The sequence below is a fragment of the Streptomyces sp. NPDC029169 genome, assembly GCF_055563935.1.
The window spans coordinates 202,923-227,762 of sequence record NZ_JBVHXA010000013.1; the positions used below are offsets into that span (position 1 = coordinate 202,923).

General features: G+C 71.5%; 22 protein-coding genes. 13 read left to right on the plus strand and 9 right to left on the minus strand.

What is annotated here, in order from left to right:
- Positions 1 to 168: 168 nt before the first annotated feature.
- Positions 169 to 684 carry a MarR family winged helix-turn-helix transcriptional regulator gene (locus ACZ4VI_RS23995; protein ID WP_468002221.1) on the minus strand — a complete coding sequence of 172 codons (516 nt, stop codon included), beginning with the start codon at positions 682 to 684 and terminating at the stop codon, positions 169 to 171.
- A 155-nt stretch (positions 685 to 839) separates the two neighbouring features.
- Here ACZ4VI_RS23995 and ACZ4VI_RS24000 point away from each other — a divergent pair, with 155 nt between their 5' ends.
- From ACZ4VI_RS24000 to ACZ4VI_RS24020, 5 genes are all read left to right on the plus strand, one after another.
- Complete coding sequence (locus ACZ4VI_RS24000) at positions 840 to 1,766, plus strand: EamA family transporter (protein ID WP_468002222.1); 927 nt, start codon at positions 840 to 842, stop codon at positions 1,764 to 1,766.
- Between the two features lie 26 nt (positions 1,767 to 1,792).
- Positions 1,793 to 2,743: a DMT family transporter gene (locus ACZ4VI_RS24005; RefSeq protein WP_468002224.1), complete on the plus strand. Its 951-nt coding sequence runs from the start codon at positions 1,793 to 1,795 to the stop codon at positions 2,741 to 2,743.
- A gap of 22 nt (positions 2,744 to 2,765) precedes the next feature.
- A complete protein-coding gene (locus tag ACZ4VI_RS24010) occupies positions 2,766 to 3,686 on the plus strand; it encodes a LysR family transcriptional regulator (protein ID WP_468002226.1) in 921 nt (306 codons plus the stop codon).
- Positions 3,687 to 3,751: 65 nt separating this feature from the next.
- Entirely contained in the window at positions 3,752 to 4,888 is a 1,137-nt protein-coding gene (gene alc / locus ACZ4VI_RS24015) for an allantoicase (protein ID WP_468002228.1), read from the plus strand.
- Positions 4,889 to 5,091: 203 nt separating this feature from the next.
- Positions 5,092 to 6,831 carry an FG-GAP-like repeat-containing protein gene (locus ACZ4VI_RS24020; protein ID WP_468002230.1) on the plus strand — a complete coding sequence of 580 codons (1,740 nt, stop codon included), beginning with the start codon at positions 5,092 to 5,094 and terminating at the stop codon, positions 6,829 to 6,831.
- A gap of 62 nt (positions 6,832 to 6,893) precedes the next feature.
- Here the strand turns inward: ACZ4VI_RS24020 and pepN (ACZ4VI_RS24025) are convergent, their stop codons facing one another.
- On the minus strand, positions 6,894 to 9,476 hold the full coding sequence (gene pepN, locus ACZ4VI_RS24025; protein ID WP_468002231.1) for an aminopeptidase N: 2,583 nt from the start codon (positions 9,474 to 9,476) through the stop codon (positions 6,894 to 6,896).
- Positions 9,477 to 9,528: 52 nt separating this feature from the next.
- Positions 9,529 to 9,759: a hypothetical protein gene (locus ACZ4VI_RS24030; protein WP_468002233.1), complete on the minus strand. Its 231-nt coding sequence runs from the start codon at positions 9,757 to 9,759 to the stop codon at positions 9,529 to 9,531.
- 65 nt (positions 9,760 to 9,824) lie between these two features.
- Here ACZ4VI_RS24030 and ACZ4VI_RS24035 point away from each other — a divergent pair, with 65 nt between their 5' ends.
- Both ACZ4VI_RS24035 and ACZ4VI_RS24040 read left to right on the plus strand, forming a co-directional pair.
- Positions 9,825 to 10,055 carry a ribbon-helix-helix domain-containing protein gene (locus ACZ4VI_RS24035; RefSeq protein ID WP_468002235.1) on the plus strand — a complete coding sequence of 77 codons (231 nt, stop codon included), beginning with the start codon at positions 9,825 to 9,827 and terminating at the stop codon, positions 10,053 to 10,055.
- Positions 10,042 to 10,389 carry a type II toxin-antitoxin system PemK/MazF family toxin gene (locus ACZ4VI_RS24040; protein ID WP_468002237.1) on the plus strand — a complete coding sequence of 116 codons (348 nt, stop codon included), beginning with the start codon at positions 10,042 to 10,044 and terminating at the stop codon, positions 10,387 to 10,389. The genes ACZ4VI_RS24035 and ACZ4VI_RS24040 overlap by 14 nt, the downstream gene beginning before the upstream one ends.
- A 58-nt stretch (positions 10,390 to 10,447) precedes the next feature.
- On the opposite strand, the gene ACZ4VI_RS24045 is transcribed toward ACZ4VI_RS24040, so the two are convergent.
- From ACZ4VI_RS24045 to ACZ4VI_RS24055, 3 genes are all read right to left on the minus strand, one after another.
- Positions 10,448 to 11,464 carry an aspartate-semialdehyde dehydrogenase gene (locus tag ACZ4VI_RS24045; RefSeq protein WP_468002239.1) on the minus strand — a complete coding sequence of 339 codons (1,017 nt, stop codon included), beginning with the start codon at positions 11,462 to 11,464 and terminating at the stop codon, positions 10,448 to 10,450.
- A gap of 170 nt (positions 11,465 to 11,634) precedes the next feature.
- Entirely contained in the window at positions 11,635 to 14,952 is a 3,318-nt protein-coding gene (locus tag ACZ4VI_RS24050) for a S8 family serine peptidase (protein ID WP_468002241.1), read from the minus strand.
- Between the two features lie 189 nt (positions 14,953 to 15,141).
- Positions 15,142 to 15,684, minus strand: coding sequence for a CGNR zinc finger domain-containing protein (locus ACZ4VI_RS24055; RefSeq protein ID WP_468002243.1), 543 nt, complete (start codon positions 15,682 to 15,684; stop codon positions 15,142 to 15,144).
- A gap of 120 nt (positions 15,685 to 15,804) precedes the next feature.
- On the opposite strand from ACZ4VI_RS24055, the gene ACZ4VI_RS24060 reads away from it, so the two are divergent.
- The 5 genes from ACZ4VI_RS24060 to ACZ4VI_RS24080 all read left to right on the plus strand — a co-directional run bounded on the left by ACZ4VI_RS24060 (position 15,805) and on the right by ACZ4VI_RS24080 (position 19,464).
- Positions 15,805 to 16,260 (plus strand): VOC family protein, encoded by a 456-nt coding sequence (locus tag ACZ4VI_RS24060; protein ID WP_468002245.1) that lies wholly within the window; start codon positions 15,805 to 15,807, stop codon positions 16,258 to 16,260.
- A 123-nt stretch (positions 16,261 to 16,383) separates the two neighbouring features.
- Complete coding sequence (locus tag ACZ4VI_RS24065; RefSeq protein ID WP_468002247.1) at positions 16,384 to 17,256, plus strand: pyridoxamine 5'-phosphate oxidase family protein; 873 nt, start codon at positions 16,384 to 16,386, stop codon at positions 17,254 to 17,256.
- Entirely contained in the window at positions 17,253 to 17,732 is a 480-nt protein-coding gene (locus ACZ4VI_RS24070) for an HPP family protein (RefSeq protein WP_468002249.1), read from the plus strand. Before ACZ4VI_RS24065 ends, ACZ4VI_RS24070 begins: the two co-directional genes overlap by 4 nt.
- Positions 17,733 to 17,749: 17 nt before the next feature.
- On the plus strand, positions 17,750 to 18,217 hold the full coding sequence (locus ACZ4VI_RS24075) for an NUDIX hydrolase (protein WP_468002251.1): 468 nt from the start codon (positions 17,750 to 17,752) through the stop codon (positions 18,215 to 18,217).
- A gap of 95 nt (positions 18,218 to 18,312) precedes the next feature.
- Complete coding sequence (locus ACZ4VI_RS24080) at positions 18,313 to 19,464, plus strand: serine hydrolase domain-containing protein (RefSeq protein ID WP_468002253.1); 1,152 nt, start codon at positions 18,313 to 18,315, stop codon at positions 19,462 to 19,464.
- On the opposite strand, the gene ACZ4VI_RS24085 is transcribed toward ACZ4VI_RS24080, so the two are convergent.
- Together ACZ4VI_RS24085 and pepN (ACZ4VI_RS24090) are read right to left on the minus strand one after the other, a co-directional pair.
- Positions 19,461 to 20,405: a hypothetical protein gene (locus ACZ4VI_RS24085; RefSeq protein ID WP_468002255.1), complete on the minus strand. Its 945-nt coding sequence runs from the start codon at positions 20,403 to 20,405 to the stop codon at positions 19,461 to 19,463. The genes ACZ4VI_RS24080 and ACZ4VI_RS24085 overlap by 4 nt on opposite strands.
- Positions 20,406 to 20,661: 256 nt before the next feature.
- On the minus strand, positions 20,662 to 23,211 hold the full coding sequence (gene pepN, locus ACZ4VI_RS24090) for an aminopeptidase N (RefSeq protein WP_468002257.1): 2,550 nt from the start codon (positions 23,209 to 23,211) through the stop codon (positions 20,662 to 20,664).
- A 134-nt stretch (positions 23,212 to 23,345) separates the two neighbouring features.
- On the opposite strand from pepN (ACZ4VI_RS24090), the gene ACZ4VI_RS24095 reads away from it, so the two are divergent.
- Positions 23,346 to 23,858 (plus strand): flavin reductase family protein, encoded by a 513-nt coding sequence (locus ACZ4VI_RS24095; protein ID WP_468002259.1) that lies wholly within the window; start codon positions 23,346 to 23,348, stop codon positions 23,856 to 23,858.
- Positions 23,859 to 23,912: 54 nt separating this feature from the next.
- Here ACZ4VI_RS24095 and ACZ4VI_RS24100 read toward each other — a convergent pair whose 3' ends face one another.
- On the minus strand, positions 23,913 to 24,833 hold the full coding sequence (locus ACZ4VI_RS24100; RefSeq protein ID WP_468002261.1) for an MBL fold metallo-hydrolase: 921 nt from the start codon (positions 24,831 to 24,833) through the stop codon (positions 23,913 to 23,915).
- Between the last annotated feature and the right edge of the window lie 7 nt (positions 24,834 to 24,840).

Consider the following 24,840-nt stretch of genomic DNA (forward strand, 5'->3'; position numbering starts at 1 on the left):
TGGCCGGAGGAGGCAGGATAAAGAAGCAAAAAACACCACCCGCCCACCCCCCCCCCCCCCCCCCCCCCCCCCCCCCCCCCCCCCCCCCCCCCCCCCCCCCCCCCCCCCCCCCCCCGCCCTTGTGCGCGTTCACGCGCACAGCGGCGCCACGTGTGATGCCTGCACCGGTCACCCCACCGTGGCCGCGAGGAGCTTGCGCAGCAGGTCCGCCAGTTGCTGCGCCTCCTCGGGCGTGAGCCCGGCCTCCAGGGCCTCCCGTTGCTGTGCGAGTCCGGCGCCCACCGCCTGGTCCACCAGCTCGCGCCCGCGCTCGCTGAGGGTCACCCGCAGCCCGCGCCGGTCGTTCGGGTCGGGGCTGCGGCTGAGCAGCCCCGCCTTCTCCAGCTTGTCCAGCCGGCCCGTCATCCCGCCCGTGGTGATCATCAGGGTCGCGGTGAGCTCGCGCGGGGAGAGGGTGTAGGGCTCACCCGAGCGGCGCAGGGTCGCCAGGACGTCGAACTCCCCAAGTGACATGCCCCCGTAGGGGGAGTACGCCTTGTCGACCCGGCCGCGCATCGCCGCGGCCAGCCGGTAGATCCGCCCGAAGACGGCCATCGGGAGCGTGTCCAGGTCGGGGCGGACCGCCGCCCACTGATCGGTGATGGCGTCGACGGCGTCGTGCGCGGGAGGTTCGGTGCTGTCCATGGCGGAAGTCTCCTGTTCGGTCGACTCGACGGCAAGTAAGTGACTGGAAAGCAAGACGCTTAGGAGAAAGCCTCTTGCAAATAAGTAGCTTAGAGCTAAGCTACTTGTCAGCAAGCCACTCGGACCGCCCACTCCGAACCAAGGGGGGACCTGTCATGTCCCGCAAGGCCGCCGTCGTCGCCCTGACCGCGCTCGCCCCGATCTCCTGGGGCTCCACCTACTTCGTCACCACCGAGTTCCTGCCGCCCGACCGGCCGCTCTTCACCGGCCTGATGCGCGCGCTGCCCGCCGGACTGCTGCTGCTCGCCGTCACCCGCAAGCTTCCGCAGGGCGCCTGGTGGTGGAAGTCCGCTGTCCTGGGGGCCCTCAATATCGGCGCCTTCTTCCCGCTGCTCTTCCTCGCCGCGTACCGGCTGCCCGGCGGTGTCGCGGCCGTCGTCGGCTCCGCCGGTCCGCTCTTCGTGGTCGGCCTGGCCGCGCTGCTCCTCGGCGACCGGCCCACCGTGCGGTCCCTGCTCACCGCCGTCGCCGCCGCCTTCGGCGTCAGTCTCGTCGTCCTGAAGGCGGGCGCCGCCTTCGACCTGATCGGTGTGGGCGCGGGCCTCCTGTCGGCGCTCTCGATGTCGGCCGGCACCGTCCTCACCAAGCGCTGGGGCAGGCCTGAGGGGGTCGGGGCGCTGGCGCTCACCGGCTGGCAGCTCACCGCCGGCGGCCTGGTCATCCTGCCGATCGCCGCCCTGATCGAGGGCGCCCCGCCGGCCCTGGACTCCACCAACCTGCTCGGCTACGCCTACCTCGCCTTCGGCAACACCGCGATCTCCTACTTCCTCTGGTTCCGCGGCATCGAGCGGCTGAGCGCCTCCTCGGTGACGCTCCTCGGTCCGCTGTCCCCGATCACCGCGGCCGTCGTCGGCTGGGTGGCGCTCGGCCAGGCGCTCGGTCCGGTGCAGCTCGTCGGCATGGCGGTCGCCTTCGGCGCCACCCTGGCCGGCCAGCTGAGCTCCCGTACATCTTTCAGTTCTGCTGAACGAAAGTCTCAGAAAGTTTCGATGGACCTGGAGGTTTCTGCGGTGCGACGGTAGAGGCCACACCGACAGAAGGGACCACCGTGGCACTCCTGGCCCGCGACCGCACCGCCGAGCCCACCGCCCCGTCCACCCCGACCGCCGCCCCGCGCACCCTCGCGCGGGGCGCTTCCGTCGGTCTGCTCCTCGCGCTCGTCGCCACGGTCGTCTGGTCCGGCAGCTTCGTCGCCTCCCGCGCCCTGCACGACTCCGTCCCGCCCGTCCAGGCCGCGTTCTGGCGCTGGATCGTCGCGATCCTCGCCGTCGCCCCCTTCGCGGCCCGCGAGGCCTGGCGGCAGCGCCGGCTGATCCGCCGTCACCTCGGTTTCGTCACCCTCGCCGCGCTGCTCGGCGTCACCGTCTACAACACGCTGGTCAACCAGGCCGGACTCACCACCTCCGCCGGCAACATGGGCATGATCATGGCCGCGTCCCCGGTCCTCATGGCGGTGTACGAGCGGCTCGGGGGCGCCCGGCTCGGCGCCCGCCGGGTGACCGGCATGCTGATCGCCTGCGCCGGCGTGCTGCTCCTGGTCGGCGAGGGCGCGCTCCCCACCCGGCTCTCGGCGGGCGACCTGTGGATGCTGGGGGCCGCGGTCAGCTTCGCCTCGTACAGCGCCCTGCTCAGGCGCCGCCCGGCCGAACTGGGCGGGCTGGCCTTCCTCTTCACCACCTTCGTGCTCGGTGCGCTGATGCTGCTCCCGGTGTACGGCGTCAGCCTCGCCGCGCAGGGCGGCTTCGAGCCCACGGCCGGCACGGTCGGGCCCCTGGTCTACGTCGGCGTCTTCTCCTCCGCCGTCGCCTTCTTCGCCTGGAACAAGGCCATCGCCCTGATCGGCGCCGCCCGCGCCGGAGTCGTCTACTACCTCCAGCCGGTCTGCGTGGCCCTGCTCTCGTACGCCCTCCTTGGCGAGGAACTGGGGCTCCTGGGCGGCGCGTGCATGGCCCTGATCCTGGGCGGCGTGGCGCTCGCCAGCGCCCGTGCCCGCGCCTGAGCGGTGCCGGTAGGTTGCGCCCATGACCGAGTGGGACATCAAGAAGCTCCAGATCCTCCGTACCCTCCGTGACCGCGGGACCGTCACCGCGACCGCGGAGGCGCTGCTCATGACTCCCTCGGCCGTCTCTCAGCAGCTCACCAACCTCGCCAAGCAGCTCGGCGTCCAGCTTCTGGAGGCGCACGGGCGGCGGGTGCGGCTCACCGACGCCGCGCAGCTCGTGCTCCGGCACGCCGAGGTCGTCTTCGCCCAACTGGAGCGCGCCGACGCCGAGCTGGACGGGTATCTGCGGGGCGAGGCCGGGCAGGTGCGGGTGGCCGCGTTCTCCACGGCCGTGCCCGCCCTCGTCGTCCCCGCCGTGCAGCACCTCCGTACCGCCCACCCCGGGCTCGACGTCAGGATCCGCGAGGCCGAGGCGGCGGAGGCGTACGAACTGCTCGGCTCCGGCGACGTCGACCTGGCGCTCTCGCTCGCCGCCCACGCCCCCTCCGCGCGCGACCCCAAGTTCAGCCGCGTCCCGCTCCTCGCCGACCCCCTCGACGTCGCCCTGCCCGCCGGGCACCCGCTCGCCGACGCGCCCGGGCTCCGGCTCGCCGACCTCTCCGCCGAGCCCTGGATCTTCGGCGGCTCCGGGCCCTGGTCCGAGATCACCACCGCCGCCTGCGAGGCCGCCGGGTTCGTGCCCGAACAGGCCCACAGCGCCGCCGGCTGGACCGCGATCCTCGCCATGGTCGAGGCAGGGATGGGCGTCGCCCTGGTGCCCCGGATGGCCTCCGCCGAGCGGCGCGGCGAGCGCGGGATCGTCATGCGGGTCCTCGCCGCCGACCAGCCGCGCCGCCATGTCGTCGCGGCGGTACGGCGCGGGGCCGAGGAGGGCCCGGCCGTGGCCCGGGTGCTCGCCGCGCTCCGGCAGGCGGCCGTCCAGCGCGAGACCGTTCAGTAGAACTGAAGACATCTGTCGAAAACATTCGATGGACCCGGTGCTCCCGGACCCGGCAGAGTCGAGGCATGAGCTTCGACGAGAACGCCATGACCGCCGACCCGCACGCCAACGACGCCGCCCCCTACTCCGGCGGCGACCCGTACGCCGACTACCGCACCGGCGACTTCCCGTTCACCGAGCTGGTCGACCTGGCCGACCGCCGCCTCGGCGCCGGTGTCGTCGCCGCCAACGACGAGTTCTTCGCCGAGCGCGAGAACCTCCTCGTCCGCGAGCGCGCCGTCTTCGACCCGGAGCACTTCGGCCACAAGGGCAAGATCATGGACGGCTGGGAGACCCGCCGTCGCCGCGGCGCCGACGCAGAGAACGTCTTCCCCGCCCCCGAGGACCACGACTGGGCGATAGTCCGCCTCGGCGCCCCCGGCGTGATCCGCGGCATCATCGTCGACACCGCCCACTTCCGCGGCAACTACCCGCAGCGTGTGTCGATCCAGGCCGCCGCCGTCGAGGGATCGCCCAGCCCCGAGCAGCTGCTCGCCGACGACGTGAAGTGGGAGGAGCTCGTCCCGCCCACCCCCGTCCGCGGCCACGCCGCCAACGGCTTCGCGATCGACGCCGAGCGCCGCTTCACCCACGTACGGGTCTGCCAGCACCCCGACGGCGGCATCGCCCGCCTGCGCGTCCACGGCGAGGTCGTGCCGGACCCCGAGTGGCTGGACTTGCTCGGCACCCTCGACCTGATCTCCGTACTCAACGGAGGCGTGTACGAGGACGCGTCGGACAGGTTCTACTCCTCGCCGACCCAGATCATCCTGCCCGGCACCTCCCGCAAGATGGACGACGGCTGGGAGAACCGCCGCCGCCGGGTCCGCGGCACCAACGACTGGGTCCGCTTCCGGCTCGCCGCGCAGGGTGCCGTACGGGCCGTCGAGATCGACATCGCGTACCTCAAGGGCAATTCGGCCGGCTGGATCGCGCTCCAGGGCCGCGACGGCGACACGGGCGAGTGGTTCGAGATCATCCCCCGGACCAGGCTCCAGCCCGACACCCTGCACCGCTTCAAGCTCCCGGCGCAGGCCGTCGTCACCCACGTCCGCCTCGACGCCTTCCCCGACGGCGGCATCGCCCGGATGCGCCTGCACGGCGCGCTCACGGAACAGGGCGCGGCCGACCTGCGCGCCCGCCACGCGGCGCTCGGCGGCTGAAACGCCCGACAGCTTCCGCCCGGTGGCGCGGTGCGCGCCGCCGCCTGCCCACCGGGCGGACCTCAAGCACGACGAAGGGGCACCCCGCGGGGGAGGGTGCCCCTTCGTCGTCCCTGCCCCCCAGCCCTCTTTCCCGGCTCCGGCCGTCGGCGTCTGCGAAGATCATCCGGCTCGCCACCATCACCGACTCCCTGGGGGACGCATTGAACAGACTCCGATTCCGAAGAGCGTGGAGAACCGGGACCGCCCGCCTGGTCGCCTCGCTGGCCCTGATCGTGGCCGCCACCGGCCTCACCGCGACCCCGGCCGTCGCGGACACGGTCGACCCGGCCACCGCCCCGCCGGTGCGCACGATCTCGTACAACGTCTGCGGCGCGTACACCTGTCAGAGCGACGTCGACCTGCCCACCTGGACGGCCCAGCTCCGTGACCAGACCCTGGCCTGGGACGCGGACGCCGTCATGCTCCAGGAGCTGTGCTTCGGGCAATGGGCCGCCCTGCGCCAGGCCCTCCCCGACTACAGCGCCGTCTGGACGTCCACGACGACCGCCTCCGGCTGCGCCAAGTGGTCCTCCGACACCCGCTTCGGCCTCGGCGTCTTCGTCAAGGCCCCGGCCGTGGAACGGTACGCGGCGAACCTGACCGTCCCGGCGGGCGAAGAGGCCCGCTCCGTGCTCTGCGCCCGCGGACCCGTCGACGGGCGCACGACCCTCGTGTGCAACACCCACCTCGCCCAGTACATCCTCCCGGACAACGGTTCCTCCCAGGTGCTCGCCCACATCGACACCTGGGCCGCCGGCGTCCCAGTGATCCTCGGCGGCGACTTCAACGCAGGCCCCGGCCCGACCTATGACGCCGCCCTGAACCCGGTACGGCAGGGACTGCCCGGCACCGGCCCCTTCGCCGAGGCGGACGAGAACGACCGGGACTGGTTCACCGCCCAGTGTCTCGCCGACGGCGTCGGCTCCTGCCACTCCGGCGAGCCGACGATCGCCACCGGCAAGAAGTTCGACCATGTCTTCCTGACCGCGGGCGACTTCCACACCGTGCGGGCCGACGCCCTCGAACCCGAGTCGGCGGGCACGAAGCCGCTCTCCGACCATCTGCTGCTCCGCGCCGCGGCCCACCCCGAGACCCGCGCGGGATCCGGCGTCGGCGGCGACCTGACCGGCGACGGCCGCCCCGACTTCCTGGCCGTGAAGGACGACGGAAACCTGCGTCTGTACTCCGGGACCGGCGGCGGCAACCTCGGCGTCCAGCGGCAGATCGGCACCGGCGGCTGGGCTGGCGCCGCCGTCAGCCACCGCGGCGACTGGACCGGCGACGGCCGGGAGGACGTGGTCGCCCGCATCGGCGACAACCTCTGGGTCTACCCCAACACCGGAAGCGGCGAGCTCGGCACCCGTATCGCCATGGGGGGTCGGCCCACCGGCTGGACCGGCGCCACGCCGCTCGCCGCGGGCGACGTCGACGGCGACGGACTGCCCGATGTGCTCGCCCGCAGCGTCACCGGCCTCTGGCTGCACCGCGGCGGCGCCCCCGTCGACGGACAGCCCACCTTCGCGGCCAGGGCCGCCGTCAACATCGGTGGCCCCGAGTGGGCCGGATACGACGTGATCCTGCCCGGCGACGCCGACCACGACGGCCGCGCCGATGTCTGGGGCCGGGACCGCGCGACCGGCGAGATCAAGCAGTACGCGAGCCAGGCCGCCCAGCCCCTCGGCACCCCCCGCGTGCTCGACGGCGGCCCGTCGACCGTCGCCGACCGGAGGCTCCTGGTGAGCGCCGGCGACGCGAACGGCGACGGCATCCCCGACCTGTGGGCCACCCGCACCGCGGGCACCGTCGAGAACCTGGAGTTCTCACCGGGCACGGCCACCGGCTTCGCCCCTGCCGTGACCATCGGCAGCGGCGGCTGGCAGTGGATCGACTCCCTGGGCTGACCCCGTACGGCCGAAGGGCCCCCGGACCATCGGTCCGGGGGCCCTTCTCACCTCACTTGCCGTCAGACAGCGGCAGCGGCAGCCGCGTCCGCCGCCTGCGCCTTCAGCGCGCGCTCGACGCCCGCACGGCACTCCGTCACCAGGCGCCGCAGCGCCGGGGCCGGGTCGTTCGCCGCGATCCAGGCGTCCGTGGCGTCCAGGGTCTCCTGGGAGACCTGGATGGTCGGGTAGAGCCTGACCACGATCAGCTGGATGATCTCGTGGCTGCGGGTCTCCGAGATGCCCTTGATCGAGGCGAAGTACTTCGCCGTGTACGGGGCGAGCAGCTCACGCTGGTCGGTCTGCACGAAGCCCCCGATGACCGCCTCCTGCACGGCGTTCGCCAGCTTGTCGGACTCGATGACCGACGCCCAGGCCTCCGCCTTCGCCGCCTCGGTCGGCCGGGCCGCCCGCGCCGTCGCCGCGTGCCGCTCGCCCGCCGCCGTACGGTCCCGCTCCAGCTCGGCCGCGATCTCCGGCTCCTCGAAACGCCCGGTCGCCGCGAGCCGCTGCACGAACGTCCAGCGCAGCTCGGTGTCCACGGCAAGACCCTCGATGACCTCGCTGCCGTCCAGCAGACCGGCCAGCAGGTCGAGGGCCGCGTCCGTACGGGCCGTCGCCGCGAACGCCCGCGCCCACGCCAGCTGGTGGTCGCTCGACGGCACCGCCGTCCGCAGCTGATCCAGCGCCGCCTGCCCCCAGCGGGCCAGGCCCGTGTCCCGCCACTCCGGCGCCGCGTACAGGTCGAGGGCCGCCTTCACCTGGCCCTGGAGCGACTGCACCACGCCGATGTCGGTCTCCTTGCCGATGCCGGAGAGCACCAGGTCCAGGTAGTCGCGGGTGGCCAGCTCGCCGTCCCGCGTCATGTCCCAGGCCGAGGCCCAGCACAGCGCGCGCGGCAGCGACTCGGTGAAGTCGCCGAGGTGCGCGGTCACGTTCTTCAGCGACACCTCGTCCAGGCGGACCTTCGCGTACGACAGGTCGTCGTCGTTGAGCAGCACGACCGTCGGGCGGGCCTTGCCCGCCAGCTGCGGTACGGCCGTCAGCTCGGCCGCCTCGACGTCCAGCTCGATCCGGTCCGTACGGACCAGCTTCCCGACCGCGTCCAGGTTGTAGAAGCCGATCGCGATCCGATGCGGGCGCAGGATCGACTCGCCCTTGGCGCCGGCCGGAAGCGCCGGGGCCTCCTGCTTCACAGCGAAGGAGGTGATCGTCCCGTTCTCGTCGGTCTCGATCTCCGGGCGCAGGATGTTGATGCCGGCGGTCTCCAGCCACGCCCTCGACCAGGCCTTCAGATCACGGCCGGAGGTCTCCTCCAGCGCGCCCAGCAGGTCCGACAGACGGGTGTTGCCGAAAGCATGGCGCCTGAAGTACGCCTGCACACCCTTGAAGAACTCGTCCTGACCGACGTACGCGACCAGTTGCTTGAGGACCGAGGCCCCCTTGGCGTAGGTGATGCCGTCGAAGTTGACCAGCACGTCCTCGAGATCGTTGATCTCGGCCATGATCGGGTGCGTGGACGGCAGCTGGTCCTGGCGGTACGCCCAGGTCTTCTCCGCGTTGGCGAAGGTGGTCCAGGCGTTCGGCCAGCGGGTGCCGGCCACGGAGGCCTGGCAGGCGACCGAGGTGAACGTCGCGAACGACTCGTTCAGCCACAGGTCGTTCCACCACTCCATGGTGACCAGGTCGCCGAACCACATGTGCGCGAGCTCGTGCAGGATCGTCTCGGCCCGGCGCTCGTACGCCGCGTCCGTCACCTTCGAGCGGAAGACGTACTGGTCGCGGATGGTGACCGCGCCCGCGTTCTCCATCGCGCCCGCGTTGAACTCCGGCACGAAGAGCTGGTCGTACTTGGCGAAGGGGTAGTCGTACGCGAACTTCTCCTGGAACCAGTCGAAGCCCTGGCGCGTGACGTCGAAGATGTGGTCCGAGTCCAGGTACTGGGCCAGCGACGGACGGCAGTAGATGCCGAGCGGAACGGTCTGCCCGTCCTTCTCGTACGAGGAGTGCACCGAGTGGTACGGGCCCACGATCAGCGCCGTGATGTACGTCGAGATGCGCGGGGTGGGCTCGAACACCCACACGTCGTCCTTGGGCTCCGGCGTCGGCGAGTTGGAGATCACCGTCCAGCCGCTCGGCGCCTTCACGGTGAACTGGAAGGTCGCCTTGAGGTCGGGCTGTTCGAAGGAGGCGAAGACGCGGCGGGCGTCCGGCACCTCGAACTGGGTGTAGAGGTACGCCTGGTCGTCGACCGGGTCGACGAACCGGTGCAGACCCTCGCCGGTGTTCGTGTACGCGCAGTCGGCGACGACCCTGAGCTCGTTCCGGCCCTGCTGGAGGCCGGCCAGCGCGATCCGCGAGTCCCGGAAGACGGCGGCCACGTCGAGCGCGTCGCCGTTGAGCACGACCTCGTGCACGGCGGGGGCGACGAGGTCGATGAAGGTCTCCGCGCCGGCCTCGGCGGAATCGAAGCGGACGGTGGTGACGGACCGGTAGGTGCCGCCCTCCTGCGCACCGGAGAGGTCCAGTTCGACCTCGTACGCGTCCACGGTCAGCAGCTTCGCCCGCTGCTGCGCCTCTTCACGGGTCAGGTTTGTGCCAGGCACCCGGTCAACTCCTCGGTTTCGTGACGTTTGGCCCATCCTTCCACGCCGTGCCTCAGCGTCGCACGGCACATTTCCAAGGTCCGTCGCCGCTGATCCGCAACAGCCCGGGGCCGGGCACGGGCACGCCCTCGACATGGCTGTCGAAGCGGCGGGCGTGGGCGAGGGGGAGGACCCGCAGGGTCCAGGGGGTGTCCGCCTCGACCCGCAGGGTCAGCGGCCGGTCCGGCGGGACGAGGGCGACGGTGCGGGCGCGGACGTCGACTGCGGCGTACGCAGGGGCCACCGCACTCTGCCACGATCGGGTGACGGCTGGTAGCGCTTTAGTAGCCACCTCGGTAGCATGAGGGTATGAAGATTAGTGTGAGCCTCCCGCAGGAGGATCTCGAGTTTGTCGACGAGTACGCCGTCGAGACATCGGCAGAGTCTCGGTCCGCGGTGATACACGCAGCCATCGAGCTCCTGCGTGCCTCCCGCCTGGAAGCGGACTACGAGGCAGCGTTCGCCGAGTGGGACGCCAGCGGAGACGCCGCGTTCTGGGACCAGTTCTCTGCGGATGGGCTGACCGATGAGGCGCGGTGAGATCTACCTGGTCGACTACGAGCCTGTACGGGGCAGCGAGGCCAACAAGGCACGCCCTTCCGTCATCGTCTCGAACGACGGCGCAAACACGGCGGTCGACCGGACCAAGGTCGGTGTCATCACCGTCGTACCTCTGACCTCGAACGTGTCTCGTGTCTACCCGTTCCAGGTTCTGCTGCCAGCGGCAGAGTGCGGGCTGGTAAAGGACTCCAAGGCGCAGTGCGAGCAGGTACGTGCCATGGCCCACGAGCGCTTCCTGCGGCGCATCGGCTCCGTTCCGCGGCAGCGCATGGCCGAGATCGATGTGGCACTGCGGCGGCACCTCGCCGTTTGAAACGCCGAAGGGGCGGCCACCCTCCCAGGTGGCCGCCCCTTCGCGTACGACTCCGGCGTCAGCCGCGCAGCTCCGCCGCGACCAGCTCCGCGATCTGCACCGCGTTCAGCGCCGCGCCCTTGCGCAGGTTGTCGTTGGACACGAACAGCGCCAGGCCGTTCTCGACGGTCTCGTCCACGCGGATGCGGCCCACGTACGAGGCGTCCTTGCCGGCCGCCTGGAGCGGGGTCGGGATCTCGGAGAGCTCGACGCCCTCGGCGTCCCTGAGCAGCTCGTACGCGCGCTCGACGCTGATCGGACGCTCGAAGCGGGCGTTGACCTGGAGCGAGTGGCCGGAGAAGACCGGGACGCGGACGCACGTGCCGGAGACCTTCAGCTCGGGGATCTCCAGGATCTTGCGGGACTCGTTGCGGAGCTTCTGCTCCTCGTCGGTCTCGTGGAGGCCGTCGTCGACCAGGTTGCCCGCCAGCGGGATGACGTTGAAGGCGATGTTCCGCCGGTAGACGCTGGGCTCCGGGAAGGCCACGGCCTCGCCGTTGTGGGTCAGCTCGGTCGCGCGCTCGGCGACGGCCTTGACCTGGCCGTCCAGCTCCGCGACGCCCGCGACGCCCGAGCCGGAGACGGCCTGGTAGGTCGTGGCGACGAGCGCGGTGAGGCCGGCCTCCTGGTGGAGCGGCTTGAGGACCGGCATGGCGGCCATCGTGGTGCAGTTCGGGTTGGCGATGATCCCCTTGGGGCGGTCCTTGACCGCGTGCGGGTTGACCTCGGAGACGACCAGCGGGACCTCGGGATCGCGGCGCCAGGCGGAGGAGTTGTCGATCACGACCGCGCCCTGGGAGGCGACCTTCTCGGCGAGGGCCTTGGAGGTGGCGCCACCGGCGGAGAACAGGACGATGTCCAGGCCGGTGTAGTCGGCGGTGGCGGCGTCCTCGACCGTGACCCCGTCCAGGACGGTGCCGGCGGAGCGGGCGGAGGCGAAGAGCCGCAGCTCGTCGACCGGGAACTGCCGCTCGGCCAGGATCCTGCGCATGACTGTGCCGACCTGACCGGTGGCTCCGACGATTCCGACCTTCACGGGGACTCCTCCGTACGTTTGTGCAGGCTGCTGCCGTCCATGATGCGTATGTCCCGGCCCGCCTTGTCCAATCCATTGTCCGAGGGGCGGGATGGAAGTCGGGACGGACACGGAGACGCGAAAGGGGCGGGCACCGGTTTCGGCACCCGCCCCTCACTCGCCCAGCGGTGTTACGGAGTGACCTTGCCGATCACGACGCTGCCGGCGCCCGCGGCCGTGCCGCGCGCGTTCAGCAGCTGGACCTCGCCGAAGAACTGCCGGCCCTCGGGCGCGGCACCGGCGACCAGGACCTCGGCGGCGACCTTGGCGGTCGCGCCGTTGGCCAGCGGGTAGGTCGTGGTGTCGTCGACCCGGACGCTGCCGAGCGCGGCGGAGTAGTACACGTCCCGGTAGTCGTAGGTCGTGCCACCCGCGGCCTGCACGGAGTAGCCCTCGATCTCGATCGTGTAGGTACCCGGCGCCGGCTTGACCAGCGACACCGACTCCTCGGAGTCGCCGTCGGCGGCCTGGCCCACCGTCTTGCCGTTGAGCTTGACCGTCAGGTCGAGGTCGGCGGCCTTGTCGGAGGTGTTGCCGATCGCCACGTCGAGCCGCTCGACACCCTCACCGATGGTGACGGTCTTCGTCTGCTTCTCGTGGTGCTGGATGGTCGGGGTCTCGACCTTGGCCGAGCCCAGCGAGCCGCCCTTCAGCTTGCCGTCGATGGCGGCGAACTTGTTGGTGACGGTCCACTCGACGGCGGCCGGGGTGCCGACCTTCGCCTCGGCGACGGTCTGCACGGCCGGGTCGAAGTCGGCGCCGAGCACCGAGACGTCCAGCTTGTACGGGTTGTCCAGGTCGGGCGAGGTGCGACGCGACTCGACCTCGATCTCCCAGACGCCCGGCGTCGGGTTGGCGTACGAACGCAGGTCCGGACGGCAGGTGTTGGCCGGGTTGTAGTGCGGGTAGCACACGTTGGACGCGGTCGACTCGATGGCCACGCCGTACGGGTGGATCGCGATGAACCGGGTCTGGCTCTTCGCCTTCAGACCGCCGATGGCGACCTCGAGGGACTTGGCGCCCGCCGGGACCTTCACGAAGTACGACGTGTGGCTGTTGCGCTGGACCGAGCCGGAGGCCGAGAAGCCGTAGCCGGGCGCGGCCAGGTCGCTCGCGACGACCGAGGTGGCGAGGATCTGCTTGTCGACGCCCTCGGTGTCCTCGTCGTCCGCCTCCAGGATCACGCTGTGCACACCGGCGGTGGCCGGCCGGGCCTGGACCTTGACGGTGACCGGCTTGTTCAGCGGCAGGTCGATCTCGTCGTCGCCGAGGATCCGGAAGGTGCCGTCGTTGTACTTCAGCTCCAGCTCGTGCTCGACGGCCCGGTCCGGGCCGCTCGTGCGCGTGATGGTGACGTCGTAGACCTTCTTCTGGCCGACCTTGAGGCCGCCCTCGCGGTCGTACACACCGGTGCCGGTGTGCGGGGCCGGGAAGATGGCGGTGTCGACCGGGGCCTCGACCTTGTAGTCGTGCGCCGTGGCGCCGTCCTCGATCGACTCCCAGGCCTCGTTGATGTCGATCAGACCCGAGCCCTGCTCGTGCGCCTTGACACCGTAGATCCGCTTCGCGGTCGAGGTGAGCGCGGTGCGCAGGGTGACCGGGGAGAGCTCCACGCCCTTCTGCTTCGCGGCCGAGAGCAGCAGCGCGCTCGCGCCCGCGACCTGCGGGGAGGACATCGAGGTGCCGTTGAGCATCCCGTAACCGGCGGGCAGCGTGTAGCCGGCCTCCGGCACGCCGGAGCCGGCCTGCCAGGTCGGGATGGTGTTCACGGCCGAGCCCGGACCGGTGATGGTCGGGGTGAAGCCGCCGTCCTCACGCGGGCCGCGCGAGGAGAAGGGGAACATGGCGTACGGCTTGACCACGGCGGAGCCGTAGTTGGACGCCCAGGTCGACTGCGAGATCGCCGCGCCGACCGAGACGACCTTGTCGGCCAGGCCGGGGTCGCCGATCGTGTTGATGCCCGGACCGGAGTTGCCGGCCGAGATCACCAGCTGCACGCCGTACTGGTCGATCAGACGGGTGTAGAGGCGGGCGCGGACATTGTCGCCGTCGTTCTGCGCGGGCAGGCCGCCGATCGACATGTTGACGATGTCGACGCCACGGTTGACGACGAGGTCCGTCATGCCCTCGGTGAGGGCGGTGTTGGTGCAGCCGCCGGTCCAGGTGCAGGCGCGCGAGGAGACGATCTTCGCACCGGGGGCCGCGCCGTTCATCTTGCCGCCGAACAGGCTGTGGGCGGCGGTGATGCCGGCGACGTGCGTGCCGTGCGAGGACTCGACGAGACCGACGTTGACGAAGTCGCGCTTCTGGCCGACCCACCCGCCGCCGAGCGGGTCCATCACGACATCCTTGCGGATCTCGATGACGAAGGGGGTCTTCTCGACGACCTCGGTGGCCGGGTTGTCGGTACCGAAGTAGCCGATCTGGAACCCGTCCTTGTACGGCTTCATCGGCGCGTTGTCCGTGAAGTCGTTGTTCTGGTCGGCGTCCACGCGGACGGTCCCGGTGGCCGGGTCGTACAGCATGCCGAAGAAGTCGGCCGTGTCGCCGTCGCGGTTGATGTCACCTGCCGGGTCGCCGCCCGCGGTGATGGCCTCCTCGAAGCGGCTGAACTGGTAGGAGCCCTCGGGCGCCTTCCAGGACTGCGAGGCCGAGGTGAAGACCGGGCCCGCGACCGGGGCATTCTGCAGGCGCCAGGTCTTGTCGCCCTCGGTCAGCGGGTCGGTGGCCGTGACCCAGTCGACGATCTTGCGCTCGCCGGTGGTGGTCTTCTGCAGCGCCGGGTGACCGAGGTCGACACCGGAGTCGAGGATGCCGATGGTCACGCCGCGGCCGTCGGCCCGGGGGTTGTCCTCGACGAACTCGACGGCACCCGTCTCGTGGGACGGGTTGTACGGGTTCTTCGCCGGGGTGTTCTTGCCGGGGGCCGGGTACGTCGTGGTGACGGTCGTGCCCTCGACGGCGCCGGTGGTGCCCGCGTCCGGGGTCGGGTCGTCCAGCTTGATCTCGGCCTGGAGGTCGATCGACTGGACGGAGGAGAGCTTGGTGGCCGCCGCGATGGCGGCCTCCGCCTTCGCGGTCGGGATCGTGGCCCGGACGTAGCCGAGCTTGTCGTCCTGACGGCCGACGGATGCGCCCTGGACGGCGTCGAGCTGGCCTGCGACCTGCTCGGTGGCGCCGGGGGCGGTGGCCACGAGGATCGTGACGTTCTTCTCACCGGCCGACTCGGCCTCGGAGAGGCGCTGGGCGTCGGTCGGGCCGAGCTTGTCGGCGGAGTCCGAGGACTTGACCGGAGGTGTGGTCGCCGGGTCCTCGGCGGCCAGGACCGGAACAGCACCGGCCGCGATGAGCGCGGTCACAAGTCCGGCGGCGGCGGCGATACGGGCCGCGCGTCTGTGCCCGGGGGTCGAGCGCCCGGGTATGGAGCTCTGAGATTCGGGGGTGGTCATTTACATCCCTGTTTGTGAAAGAAGAGGGTCCGGATTTCGGTACCGGATGACCGCTCAGCCTTTCGCAAGGGACAGGGGTTTGTGGAGAGTTGACGGGTGGCGGAATGTGCCGATGGCGCACACCCGCCACTGCGGGACATGCGCCATCAGGAACGAATCACCTTCAACCGGGGCGATTCGGCTGGGTAGTTAGTTGTCCTTTGTACGGGCGTAATGGCGGGAGGCTTTGGCCCGGTTGCCGCAGACCGCCATCGAGCACCAGCGCCGGGTGCCGTTCCGCGAGGTGTCGAAGAAGTGCAGGATGCACGCCTCGTGGGCGCAGGACCGGATGCGGTCCGGCGCGGTGCGCAGCAGGTCGAGGTAGTCGCGGGCGGCCGTCCAGCCGGGGCCCCAGGCCGGGTCCGCGAACTCGGGCCGCTCGCCCGGGCCCTCGGTGGTGAGGGTGGCGCGGATGCGGCCGTGGTCGAGGACGGCGTCGACGCGGGCGATGGCGGCGGGGTCGCCGGGCCGGTCGACGAGGCCGGCGAGGGCGTCGCGGGCGGCGAGCGTGTGGCGGAGGGTGGCCGCGTCGGCGGTGAAGCGCTCGTCGAGTCCGTTGGCGGCGAGCCAGACGGTCAGGCCCTCGGTGTCCGTGAGCAGGTCCTGGCGGGCGCCGTCCAGCATCCAGCGGGTGTTGAGCAGGTCGAGGGAGACGGGCTCGCCGACCAGGGGCCGCGGGTCGGAAACGGTCATGGCGGGCACCCTCCTCGGGAGAACTAACCCCTCAAGGTTACGTGACCGGTTGCGCGGTCGCTGTCTAACCACTAATGTCACTTTCAGAGGTTATAACTCGGCTCTGAGAGGGGAACCGCCATGTCGGCGATCGGAACGCTGGTCACCAACCACGTCGGGCTCAACGTCACGGACCTGGAGCGCTCACTCGACTTCTACGGGGGCGTCCTGGGCTTCGAGGTGCTCGGCGAGGGCAAGGAGGAAGGGCGGCGCTACGCGTTCCTGGGCCAGGGCGGAAAGCTCGTCGTCACGCTCTGGCAGCAGGCGGAGGGCGCGTACGACTCCGGCCGCGCGGGCCTGCACCACCTCGCGTTCGAGGCCGAGTCGATCGAGCGGGTCAAGGCGGCGGAGTGGGCCCTGAAGGAGCGCGGCACCCCCTTCGCGTACGAGGGCGTGGTCCCCCACTCCGAGGGCGGCTCCTCGGGCGGCATCTTCTTCCACGACCCGGACGGCACCCGCCTGGAAATCTTCGCCCCGACCGGCGCGGAAGGCACGGAGGCCCCGACGGAGGGCGCCCCGACCTGCGGTTTCTTCTAGGTCGCCCAGGCTGTGGGCAATCGTTCCGCAGGGCGGAACGGGTGGGCACAGCCACGAACGCGCTCACTGCGCCAAGGTCCCGTACCCCGACCCCCGGACCCGCACACGAAAGGCCACAAGGACATGGACCCGTACAACGAGGGCTCCCGAGCCGTGCAGGAGCGGGTCGGGGTCCGCGCGGTGGCCGACCACGTCGGCCGCTCCATCGCCCCCGGCATCCGCCCCATCGCCGCCGCCTTCCTAGAACTCCAGCCCATGCTGGTGCTCGCGGCGGCGGACGGCGAAGGCGACATCTGGAGCACCCTCCTGACCGGCACCCCCGGGTTCGTCCGGGCGACCGGCCCGCACACGATCTCCGTCGCGGCCCCGCCCCCCGCCCCCGGGCCCGCCCCCGTGGGGACGATCGCCCTCGACCCCCGCACCCGCCGCCGCATGCGCCTCAACGGCATCGCCCGTCCCAGCGCCCGTGGCTTCACCGTCGAGGCGGAGGAGGTCTTCTCCAACTGCCCGAAGTACCTCCAGAAGCGCGAGCTGTACGCGCCCGACCCCACCACCCCGCCCGGCACCCCGCTCCACGGCACCGCGCTCACCCCCGCGCAGGAGCGGTTCGTCCGCGCCGCCGACACCTTCTTCATCGCGACCTCCGCCCCCGACGGCGTGGACGCGAGCCACCGCGGCGGCAACCCCGGCTTCGTCCAGGTCGACACGCCCACCGAGCTGAGCTGGCCGGACTATCCCGGCAACGCGATGTTCCTGACCCTCGGCAACCTGGAGACCGACGGCCGCGCAGGGCTGCTCTTCCTCGACTGGAAGACCGGCACCACGCTCCAGCTCTCCGGTACGGCCCACACCGTGTACGGCCCCGACGGCAGTCGCACCACCCGGTTCCGTATCCGGCGAACCGTCGAGACCCCGTCCGCGAGCCCCCTGCGCTGGTCGGACCCGGAGTACTCGCCCGCCAACCCGCCCCTTCCCCAGGACCAGGACCCCGCATGACGACGGCAGCCCCTGCCCGCCCTCACCCCCGGGCCGTGGCCCTGGCCACCACCGTCAGCGTCACCGCGCTGCTCGCCCTGGTCGCGCTCGGCACCGTCCTCCACCAGCCCCTGCTGATCCCGCCCCTGGCGGCCAGCATGGCGCTGGTGGCGGGCGCCCCCGACCTGCCGCTCTCCCAGCCCCGCTCGGTCGTCGGAGGCCAGCTGCTCTCCGCGCTCACCGGCTACGCCGTCCTCCTCGCCACCGGCCCGACCCTCTGGGGCGCCGCCCTCGCCGGCGGCCTCGCGCTCGGCGTGATGATGGCGGCGCGCACCCCGCACTCGCCCGCCGCCGCCACGGCCGTGATCGTCACGCTCCAGAATCCGCCGTTCTGGACCTTCCTCGCCCTGCTCGCCCTCGCGTGCGTCCTGCTCGTCGCCGTCGGCCTCGCGGGCGCCCGTGCCACCGGGCGGACATACCCCTCGTACTGGTTCTGACGCTCTAACCTCACTCCATGAAACAGGAGTTGAGGGTGGCGGCCTACGCCGTGTGTGTCCGTGACGACGCGATACTTCTCGCCCGTTGGGTAGACAGCGCCGGGGCCAGGCGGTGGACGCTGCCCGGCGGCGGGATGGACCACGGTGAGGAACCGGTCGACACCGTCGTCCGCGAGGTGGAGGAGGAGACGGGGTATCTCGCAGAGCCGGTCGCCCTGCTCGGCATCGACTCCATCCGCCGGAACTGGCTGCGTAAGTTCGCAGGTCCCGGCGACTTCCAGGGCCTGCGGATCATCTACGAGGCCCGGATCACCGGCGGTTCCCTGCGCAACGAGGACCACGGCTCCACCGACCTCGCCGCCTGGCATCCCCTCGCCTCCGTTCCCGGCCTGACCCGTGTCGAACTCGTCGACATCGGGCTGCAGTTGTGGCGCGAACGGCCCCCGGTCGGCCGCTCCCGCCTCGCCGATCCGGCGAACGGCTGAATCCCGCTCAACCTGAGCAGCCCGCTCAACCATGCCCGCACGCCCCGGGTCCCCTCCCGTGACCGTAGTACGCACACCACACCAGGGGAACCCGCATGACTTCCGTACGCGTCGCCCGTACCGTCCTCGCCGCCACCGCCGCCACCGCCGTGGCCGCCCTCACCGCCGGAGCGCTCGCCGCGCCCGCCGTCGCCGCCACCGCGCCGAAGCAGCCCGACCACACCGCAACCCAGCGGGCCCTCGACGCGGCGGTCGAGGAAGGCGTGCCCGGCGCCGTGGCCCAGGCCCGGACCGGTCGGGGCGGCGGCTGGACGGGGACGGCCGGCGAGCGCGGGGGCAAGGACCGCTACCGGGTCGGCTCCATCACCAAGACCTTCGTGGCCACGGTCCTCCTCCAGCTCCAGGCCGAGGGCCGCCTCGACCTCGACGACCCGGTCGAGAAGTGGCTGCCCGGCGTGGTCCGCGGCAACGGCCACGACGGCCGGAAGGTCACCGTCCGCCAGCTCCTCAACCACACCAGCGGCATCTACAGCGTCACCTCCGACCCCGGCTTCCAGCAGAAGGTCTTCGGCCCGGCCTTCCTGGAGCACCGCTACGACACCTGGACCCCGGAGCAGCTCGTCGCGATCGCGATGACCCACGAGCCGGACTTCGCCCCCGGCACCGCCTGGACCTACTCCAACACCAACTACGTCCTGGCGGGCATGGTGATCGAGAAGGCGACCGGCCGCCCGTACGGCAAGGAGGTCGAGCGGCGGATCATCAAGCCGCTGAAGCTGCGCGCCACCAGCGTTCCCGGCACGAACGCGGCGATGCCGGCGCCGAGTTCACGCGCGTACTCGAAGCTCTCGATCGACGAGAACGCGACGACGATCCACGACGTCACGGAGCTGAACCCGTCCCTCGCCTACGCGGCGGGCGAGATGATCTCCGACTCCAACGATCTGCAGACGTTCTACCGGGCGCTGTTCAAGGGGAAGCTGCTGCCGAAGGGTGAGCTCCGCGAGATGACGCAGGCCGTGCCCGTCAGCGCCGAGAACCCCGAGTTCTTCTACGGTCTCGGACTGATGCAGCTGAAGCTGAGCTGTGGCAAGGAGGTCTGGGGCCACGGTGGCGGCATCCACGGCTCCTCCTCGCAGGCAGTCGCCACCCGGGACGGCGAGCACTCGCTCGCCATGAACTTCAACGCCGACTGGACGGGTGACAGCCAGACGGTCATCGAGGCCGAGTTCTGCGGGAAGGCCTAACGGGGCAGGACGACGACGTACGCGGCGGGCTGCCGGTCCGTCGCGGCCATCAGGGCCGTACGGACCACGGTGGCCTGCTGGTCCATCGCCTCGCGCAGCTTGCGCGGGGTGATGTGGACGACCGTGATGCCGAGCCGCTCCAGGTGCTCGCGCTTACGGGTGTACTCCGACCACAGCGCGTCGTCGTCCTGCCGGGGCGCCCGGGTGTCCAGCTCCACCGCCACCGCCTGGTCGGGCCAGTAGGCGTCCAGACCGCCGAGGTACGGGCCGCCGGGCAGCCGCAGGTCCACGTTCCACAGCGGGTCGGGCAGGGCGAACTCCCGCACCATCTCGTACAGCCGCTCCTCGGCGATGCTCCGGCCCTCCGCGAGCAGCGAGTCGACGGCGTCCACCACGTGCGGCCGGTTGAGCAGCCGGGCCCGGTTCAACTCCCGTACGACGGCGCCGGGTTCGCAGTGGCCTCCGCGTACGGCCTCGGTGAGCAGCCGGCGTACGACGCCCGCGTCGGTCAGACCGGCCACCGCGTCGGCGAGGGCCCGGGCGACGGGCGCGACGGGCAGCCCGGTGATCTCCAGGGGCTCGGGCATGTCCTGGGCGCGCACGACCCGGACCCAGCCGGTGGAGCGCAGTCTGCGGGTGCGGGGGACCAGCAGGTCGATCCGGTCCAGGGAGATCAGCGGGGGAGCGGACGAGAAGCGGTGCAGGGCGAGCGCGGCGAGCCCGGTGATCATCGAATCGGGGCGGCGGGCGTACAGGAGCGCGGCGTGCAGCCGGTCCTCACTGGTGGGCTGCCCGGGGTGGAGGAGGAAGACGCCGGGCAGGATCTGCTGCCCGGACAGTCCCTGAGCGCGCAACTGGTCGGCGGACACGACTCGTTGCCGGTTGTCGGCGAGGGAGGGGAGCGGGAGGGGGCGGGGGGTGATGGGGGTGTTGTGGTTCATGCCGGGGGTCTTCCGCGCCCCGGCCGTCCACTAACCGCTGTTACACGCTCGTCGACATTTAGGGACAACCTCGCCCTAAAGTACGCACGTTCGACTGCCGATGAGGCTGCCCGTTGTGGGCAACTGTTCCGCTGGGGCGGAACGGGTGGGCACAACGGAACGGCGCCCCAAGCGGCGCCGTCCGCCCATGTGCCCCTACGCACCGGGGTGCGGCGCCCAATCAAGAGCGCCGCACCCCGGAAAGGCCGCACAGCGGCTACGCGCCCGCGTCACACGCCTGCGCCCGCAGCGCCCGCGCCAAGTCGTCCCGGCCCTCCAGGACGAGGCGTCGCAGTGCCGGTGCGGACGACTCGTGTGTGGCGAGCCACGCGTCCGTCGCGGCCAGGGCCGACTCGCCCTGGAGGCCCGGGAACAGCCCGCGCACCACGTCCATGCCGATCTGGATCGAACGGTCCGCCCACACCCGCTCGATCGCCGCGAAGTACTTCTCCGCGTACGGCGCGATCAGCTCCCGCTGCGACGGCTGGACGAAGCCCGCGATCGTCGCCTCCACCAGCGCGTTCGACAGCGTGTCCGACTCGACGACCTGCGCCCACGCCTGCGCCTTGACCGCCGCCGAGGGCCGGGCCGCCAGACAGCGGACCTGGTGGCGCTTGCCGGTCGCCGTGTCGTCGAGCGCCAGCTCCTCGCCGATCCGGGCCTCGTCCGCCCGGCCGTGCGCGGCCAGCGGCTCCAGGAACGACCAGCGCAGCTCCTGGTCGACATCGAGACCGTCGATCTTCGCCGTACCGTCGAGCAGCCCCTCGAGGAGCTGGAAGTCCGCGTCGGCGTCGGCGACGGCCGCGAAGAACCGCGCCCAGGTCAGCTGGTGCTCGCTGCCCGGTGCGGCCACCCGCAGCTCGCGCAGCCCGCCCTCGGCGAGCAGCCGGCCGCCCTCCGGGCGCCATGTGGGCGCGGCGTAGTGCGTGACCGCCGACCGCGCCCAGGCGTGCACCATCTGGAGCACGCCGATGTCCGTCTCACGGCCCGCGAAGTCCAGCGCGACCGCGACGAAGTCCCGCGCCGGCATCAGGCCGTCCCGGGTCAGGTTCCACAGCGCCGACCAGCACAGCGCCCGCGCCAGCGGGTCCGTGATGTCGCCCAGGTGCGCCCGGAGCGTCTCGAGCGAACCCTCGTCGAAGCGGACCTTGCAGTACGTCAGGTCGTCGTCGTTGACGAGCACCAGGTCGGGCCGGGCCGACCCGGCCAGCTCGGCCACGACCGTCCGCGCCCCGTCCACGTCCGCCTCGGCCCGCGCGTACCGCACGAGCTCGCCCTCCACCGACAGCTTGTACAGGCCGACCGCCGCCCGGTGCGGACGCAGCTCGTCCCCGGACTGGACGACGGCCAGCTCGGTGATCCGGCCCTCCGCGTCGTACGTCACCTCCGGCGTCAGCGTGTTGACGCCCGAGGTCTGCAGCCAGGACCGCGACCACGCCTTCATGTCGCGCCCGGAGGTCTCCTCCAGTACCGACAGCAGATCGGTCAGGCGCGTGTTCCCGTACGCGTGGCGCTTGAAGTAGCGGCGCGCGCCCTCCAGGAACGCGTCCCGTCCCGCGTACGCCACCAGCTGCTTCAGGACGGACGCGCCCTTGGCGTACGTGATGCCGTCGAAGTTCAGCTTGGCGTCCTCCAGGTCACGGATGTCGGCCGTGATCGGGTGGGTGGACGGCAGCTGGTCGGCGCGGTACGCCCACGACTTGCGGTTGTTGGCGAAGGTCACCCAGCTGTTGGTGAAGCGGGTCGCCTCGGCCAGCGAGAAGGAGCCCATGAAGTCGGCGAAGGACTCCTTCAGCCACAGGTCGTCCCACCACACCATGGTGACCAGGTCGCCGAACCACATGTGCGCCATCTCGTGCAGGATGACGTTGGCCCGGCGCTCGTAGGCGGCCTGGGTGACCTTGCCCCGGTAGATGTACTCCTCGCGGAACGTCACCATGCCCGGGTTCTCCATCGCGCCGAGGTTGTACTCGGGGACGAAGGCCTGGTCGTACTTCCCGAAGGGGTACGGGTAGTCGAAGTTGTCGTGGAAGAAGTCGAAGCCCTGCTTGGTGATCAGGAAGACGTCGTCCGCGTCGAGGTGCTTCGCCAGCCCCTTGCGGCACATCGCGCCGAGCGGGATCTCCACGTCCCCACGCCGGTACGTGTCCGTCACGTAGTGGTACGGACCGGCGACCACGCAGGTGATGTACGTCGAGATGGGCGCCGTCTCGGCGAACCGCCACACCCCGTCGGCGTCCTGCTCCCCGGCGCCGTTGCTCCACACCGTCCAGCCCGCGGGCGCGGTCACCGAGAAGCGGTGCGGGGCCTTCAGGTCGGGCTGCTCGAACGTGGCGTACACGCGGCGGGCGTCGGCCGGCTCGTACTGCGTGTAGAGGTAGACCTCGCCGTCCTCGGGGTCGACGAAGCGGTGCATGCCCTCGCCGGTCCGGCTGTAGGCGCACTGGGCGTCGACCACCAGGACGTTGTCGTCCGCCAGACCGTCCAGCGCGATCCGCGCGCCGTCGAAGACGGCGGCCGGGTCGAGCGCGCGGCCGTTCAGCTCGACCGAGGTCACGGCGGGGGCGATCAGATCCACGAAGGTGGCGGAGCCCGTGCCCGTACGACGGAACCGGATGGTCGTCACCGAGCGGAAGGTGCGTACCCCTTCCCCCTCCCCCCACTCGCCGACCGCCGAGCGCAGATCGAGGGCGACCTCGTACCCGTCGACGGACAGCAGCGCGGCCCGCTCGCGGGCCTCGTCGCGGGACAGATTCTCACCGGGCACGGTCACTCCTTCGTGGCTCGTTCGAAACAGCACCGATCTTCCCACGAGGGCCCGAAGCATGCGCTTTCCCCCCTTCGGTCGTCTCCAGCCGGAGTCCACCGGCGTTCCAGCACGGGCGGCGAACCTCTCGTGACATGGCGATAGACGCGCAGGATTTCCGGAGGTTCTTCGGCTCGTTCCCGACCGCGGTCTCGGTCGTGACCACGGTGGACGATCGCGGTGAGCCGCGGGGATTCACCTGCAGCGCCGTCTCGGAGGTCTCCATGGAGCCCCCGCTGCTGCTGATCTGCGTCGGCAAGGGCTCGCACACGCTCCCGGCGCTCCACTCGCACGGAGCCTTCGTGGTCCATGTACTCGCGGAGGGCGGCGAGGAGCTGGCCACGGCCTTCGCGAGCCGTTCGCGGGAGAAGTTCGCGGGCCGCGCGTGGCGGCCGTCCCGGGCCGCGGCGGGCGCCCCTGTCCTGCGGGACGGGGTGCTCGGGTACGCGGCGTGCACCGTGACCCGGGCGGTGGAGGCCGGGGACCACTGGATCTTCCTGGGCCGGGTCGACGAGGCGGAGCTGCGCAAGAACCGGGCGCTGCTCTACCACCGTGGGTCGTTCGGCTTCTGGGAGCCCGCCGCCGAGTACGCCCGCTCGGCAGGCTGAACGGAATGAGGAGGCGGCCGGGCGCCCGGCCACCTCCTCCGCGCCCCCGAGGCGTCAGGCGTGGCAGGCCGGAAGCCCGCCGTGGAACGTGATCATCTCGGCGAACAGGGGACCGATGTCCATCGGCGCTCCCGGCTCCGCTCCCTTCTCCTCCGCGAAGGCGCGGTGCAGGTTGGGGACGAGCCGCTCACTGTCCAGCAGCTCCGCGTACGGCCCCAGGTCGGTGGACCGGGCCACGTCGAGCGGTGTCGCGCCGGCGGCCACCCCCTCCTTCGCCAGTCCCTGCAGCCAGCGCAGATAGCCCTCGGTGACGTCGAGGATCTCCGGCCCGCTCACCGGGCCGTGCCCGGGAACCACCGTGTGCGCGCCGAGCGCGCGCAGCCGGTCGAGGACGCTCAGCGAGCCGGCGACGGACCCCATCGGGCAGAACGGCGTGACGCCCGCCATGACCAGGTCGCCGGTGAACAGCACACCGCGCTCGGGGACCCACACCACGACGTCGTTGCTGGTGTGGGCCGGGCCGAGGTGGAGCAGCTCGGCCCGCAGGTCGCCGACGTGGAGGGTGAGCGACCGGTCGAAGGTCAGCTGGGGCAGGGCCAGTTCCAGATCGCCCCAGCACACGTCGGGCCACAGCCCGGTCAGATGGAGCCCGGTCTCGTGCATCTCCGAGCGGGTGCGCTCGTGGCCGACGACGACGGCTTCGGGGAAGAGGTAGTTGCCGAAGGTGTGGTCGCCGTGGAAGTGCGTGTTGACGAGCGTGCGGGGGGCCCTGCCGCCGCTCGCGCCCAGGACCGCGCCGCGCAGCAGACGGGTGCGGTTTTCCGTCGCCGCCGTGTCGATCAGGGCGGCGTCGCCGGAGTCCAGGAGCAGTCCGGCGTTGTTCAGGCACCACCCGCCGTCCGGCTGGACATAGGCGAGGACGCCGTCGGCGACCTCCTCCAGGCGAGCCTGCGTGGCCTGCGGTTGCGCTGTCATGAGCCTC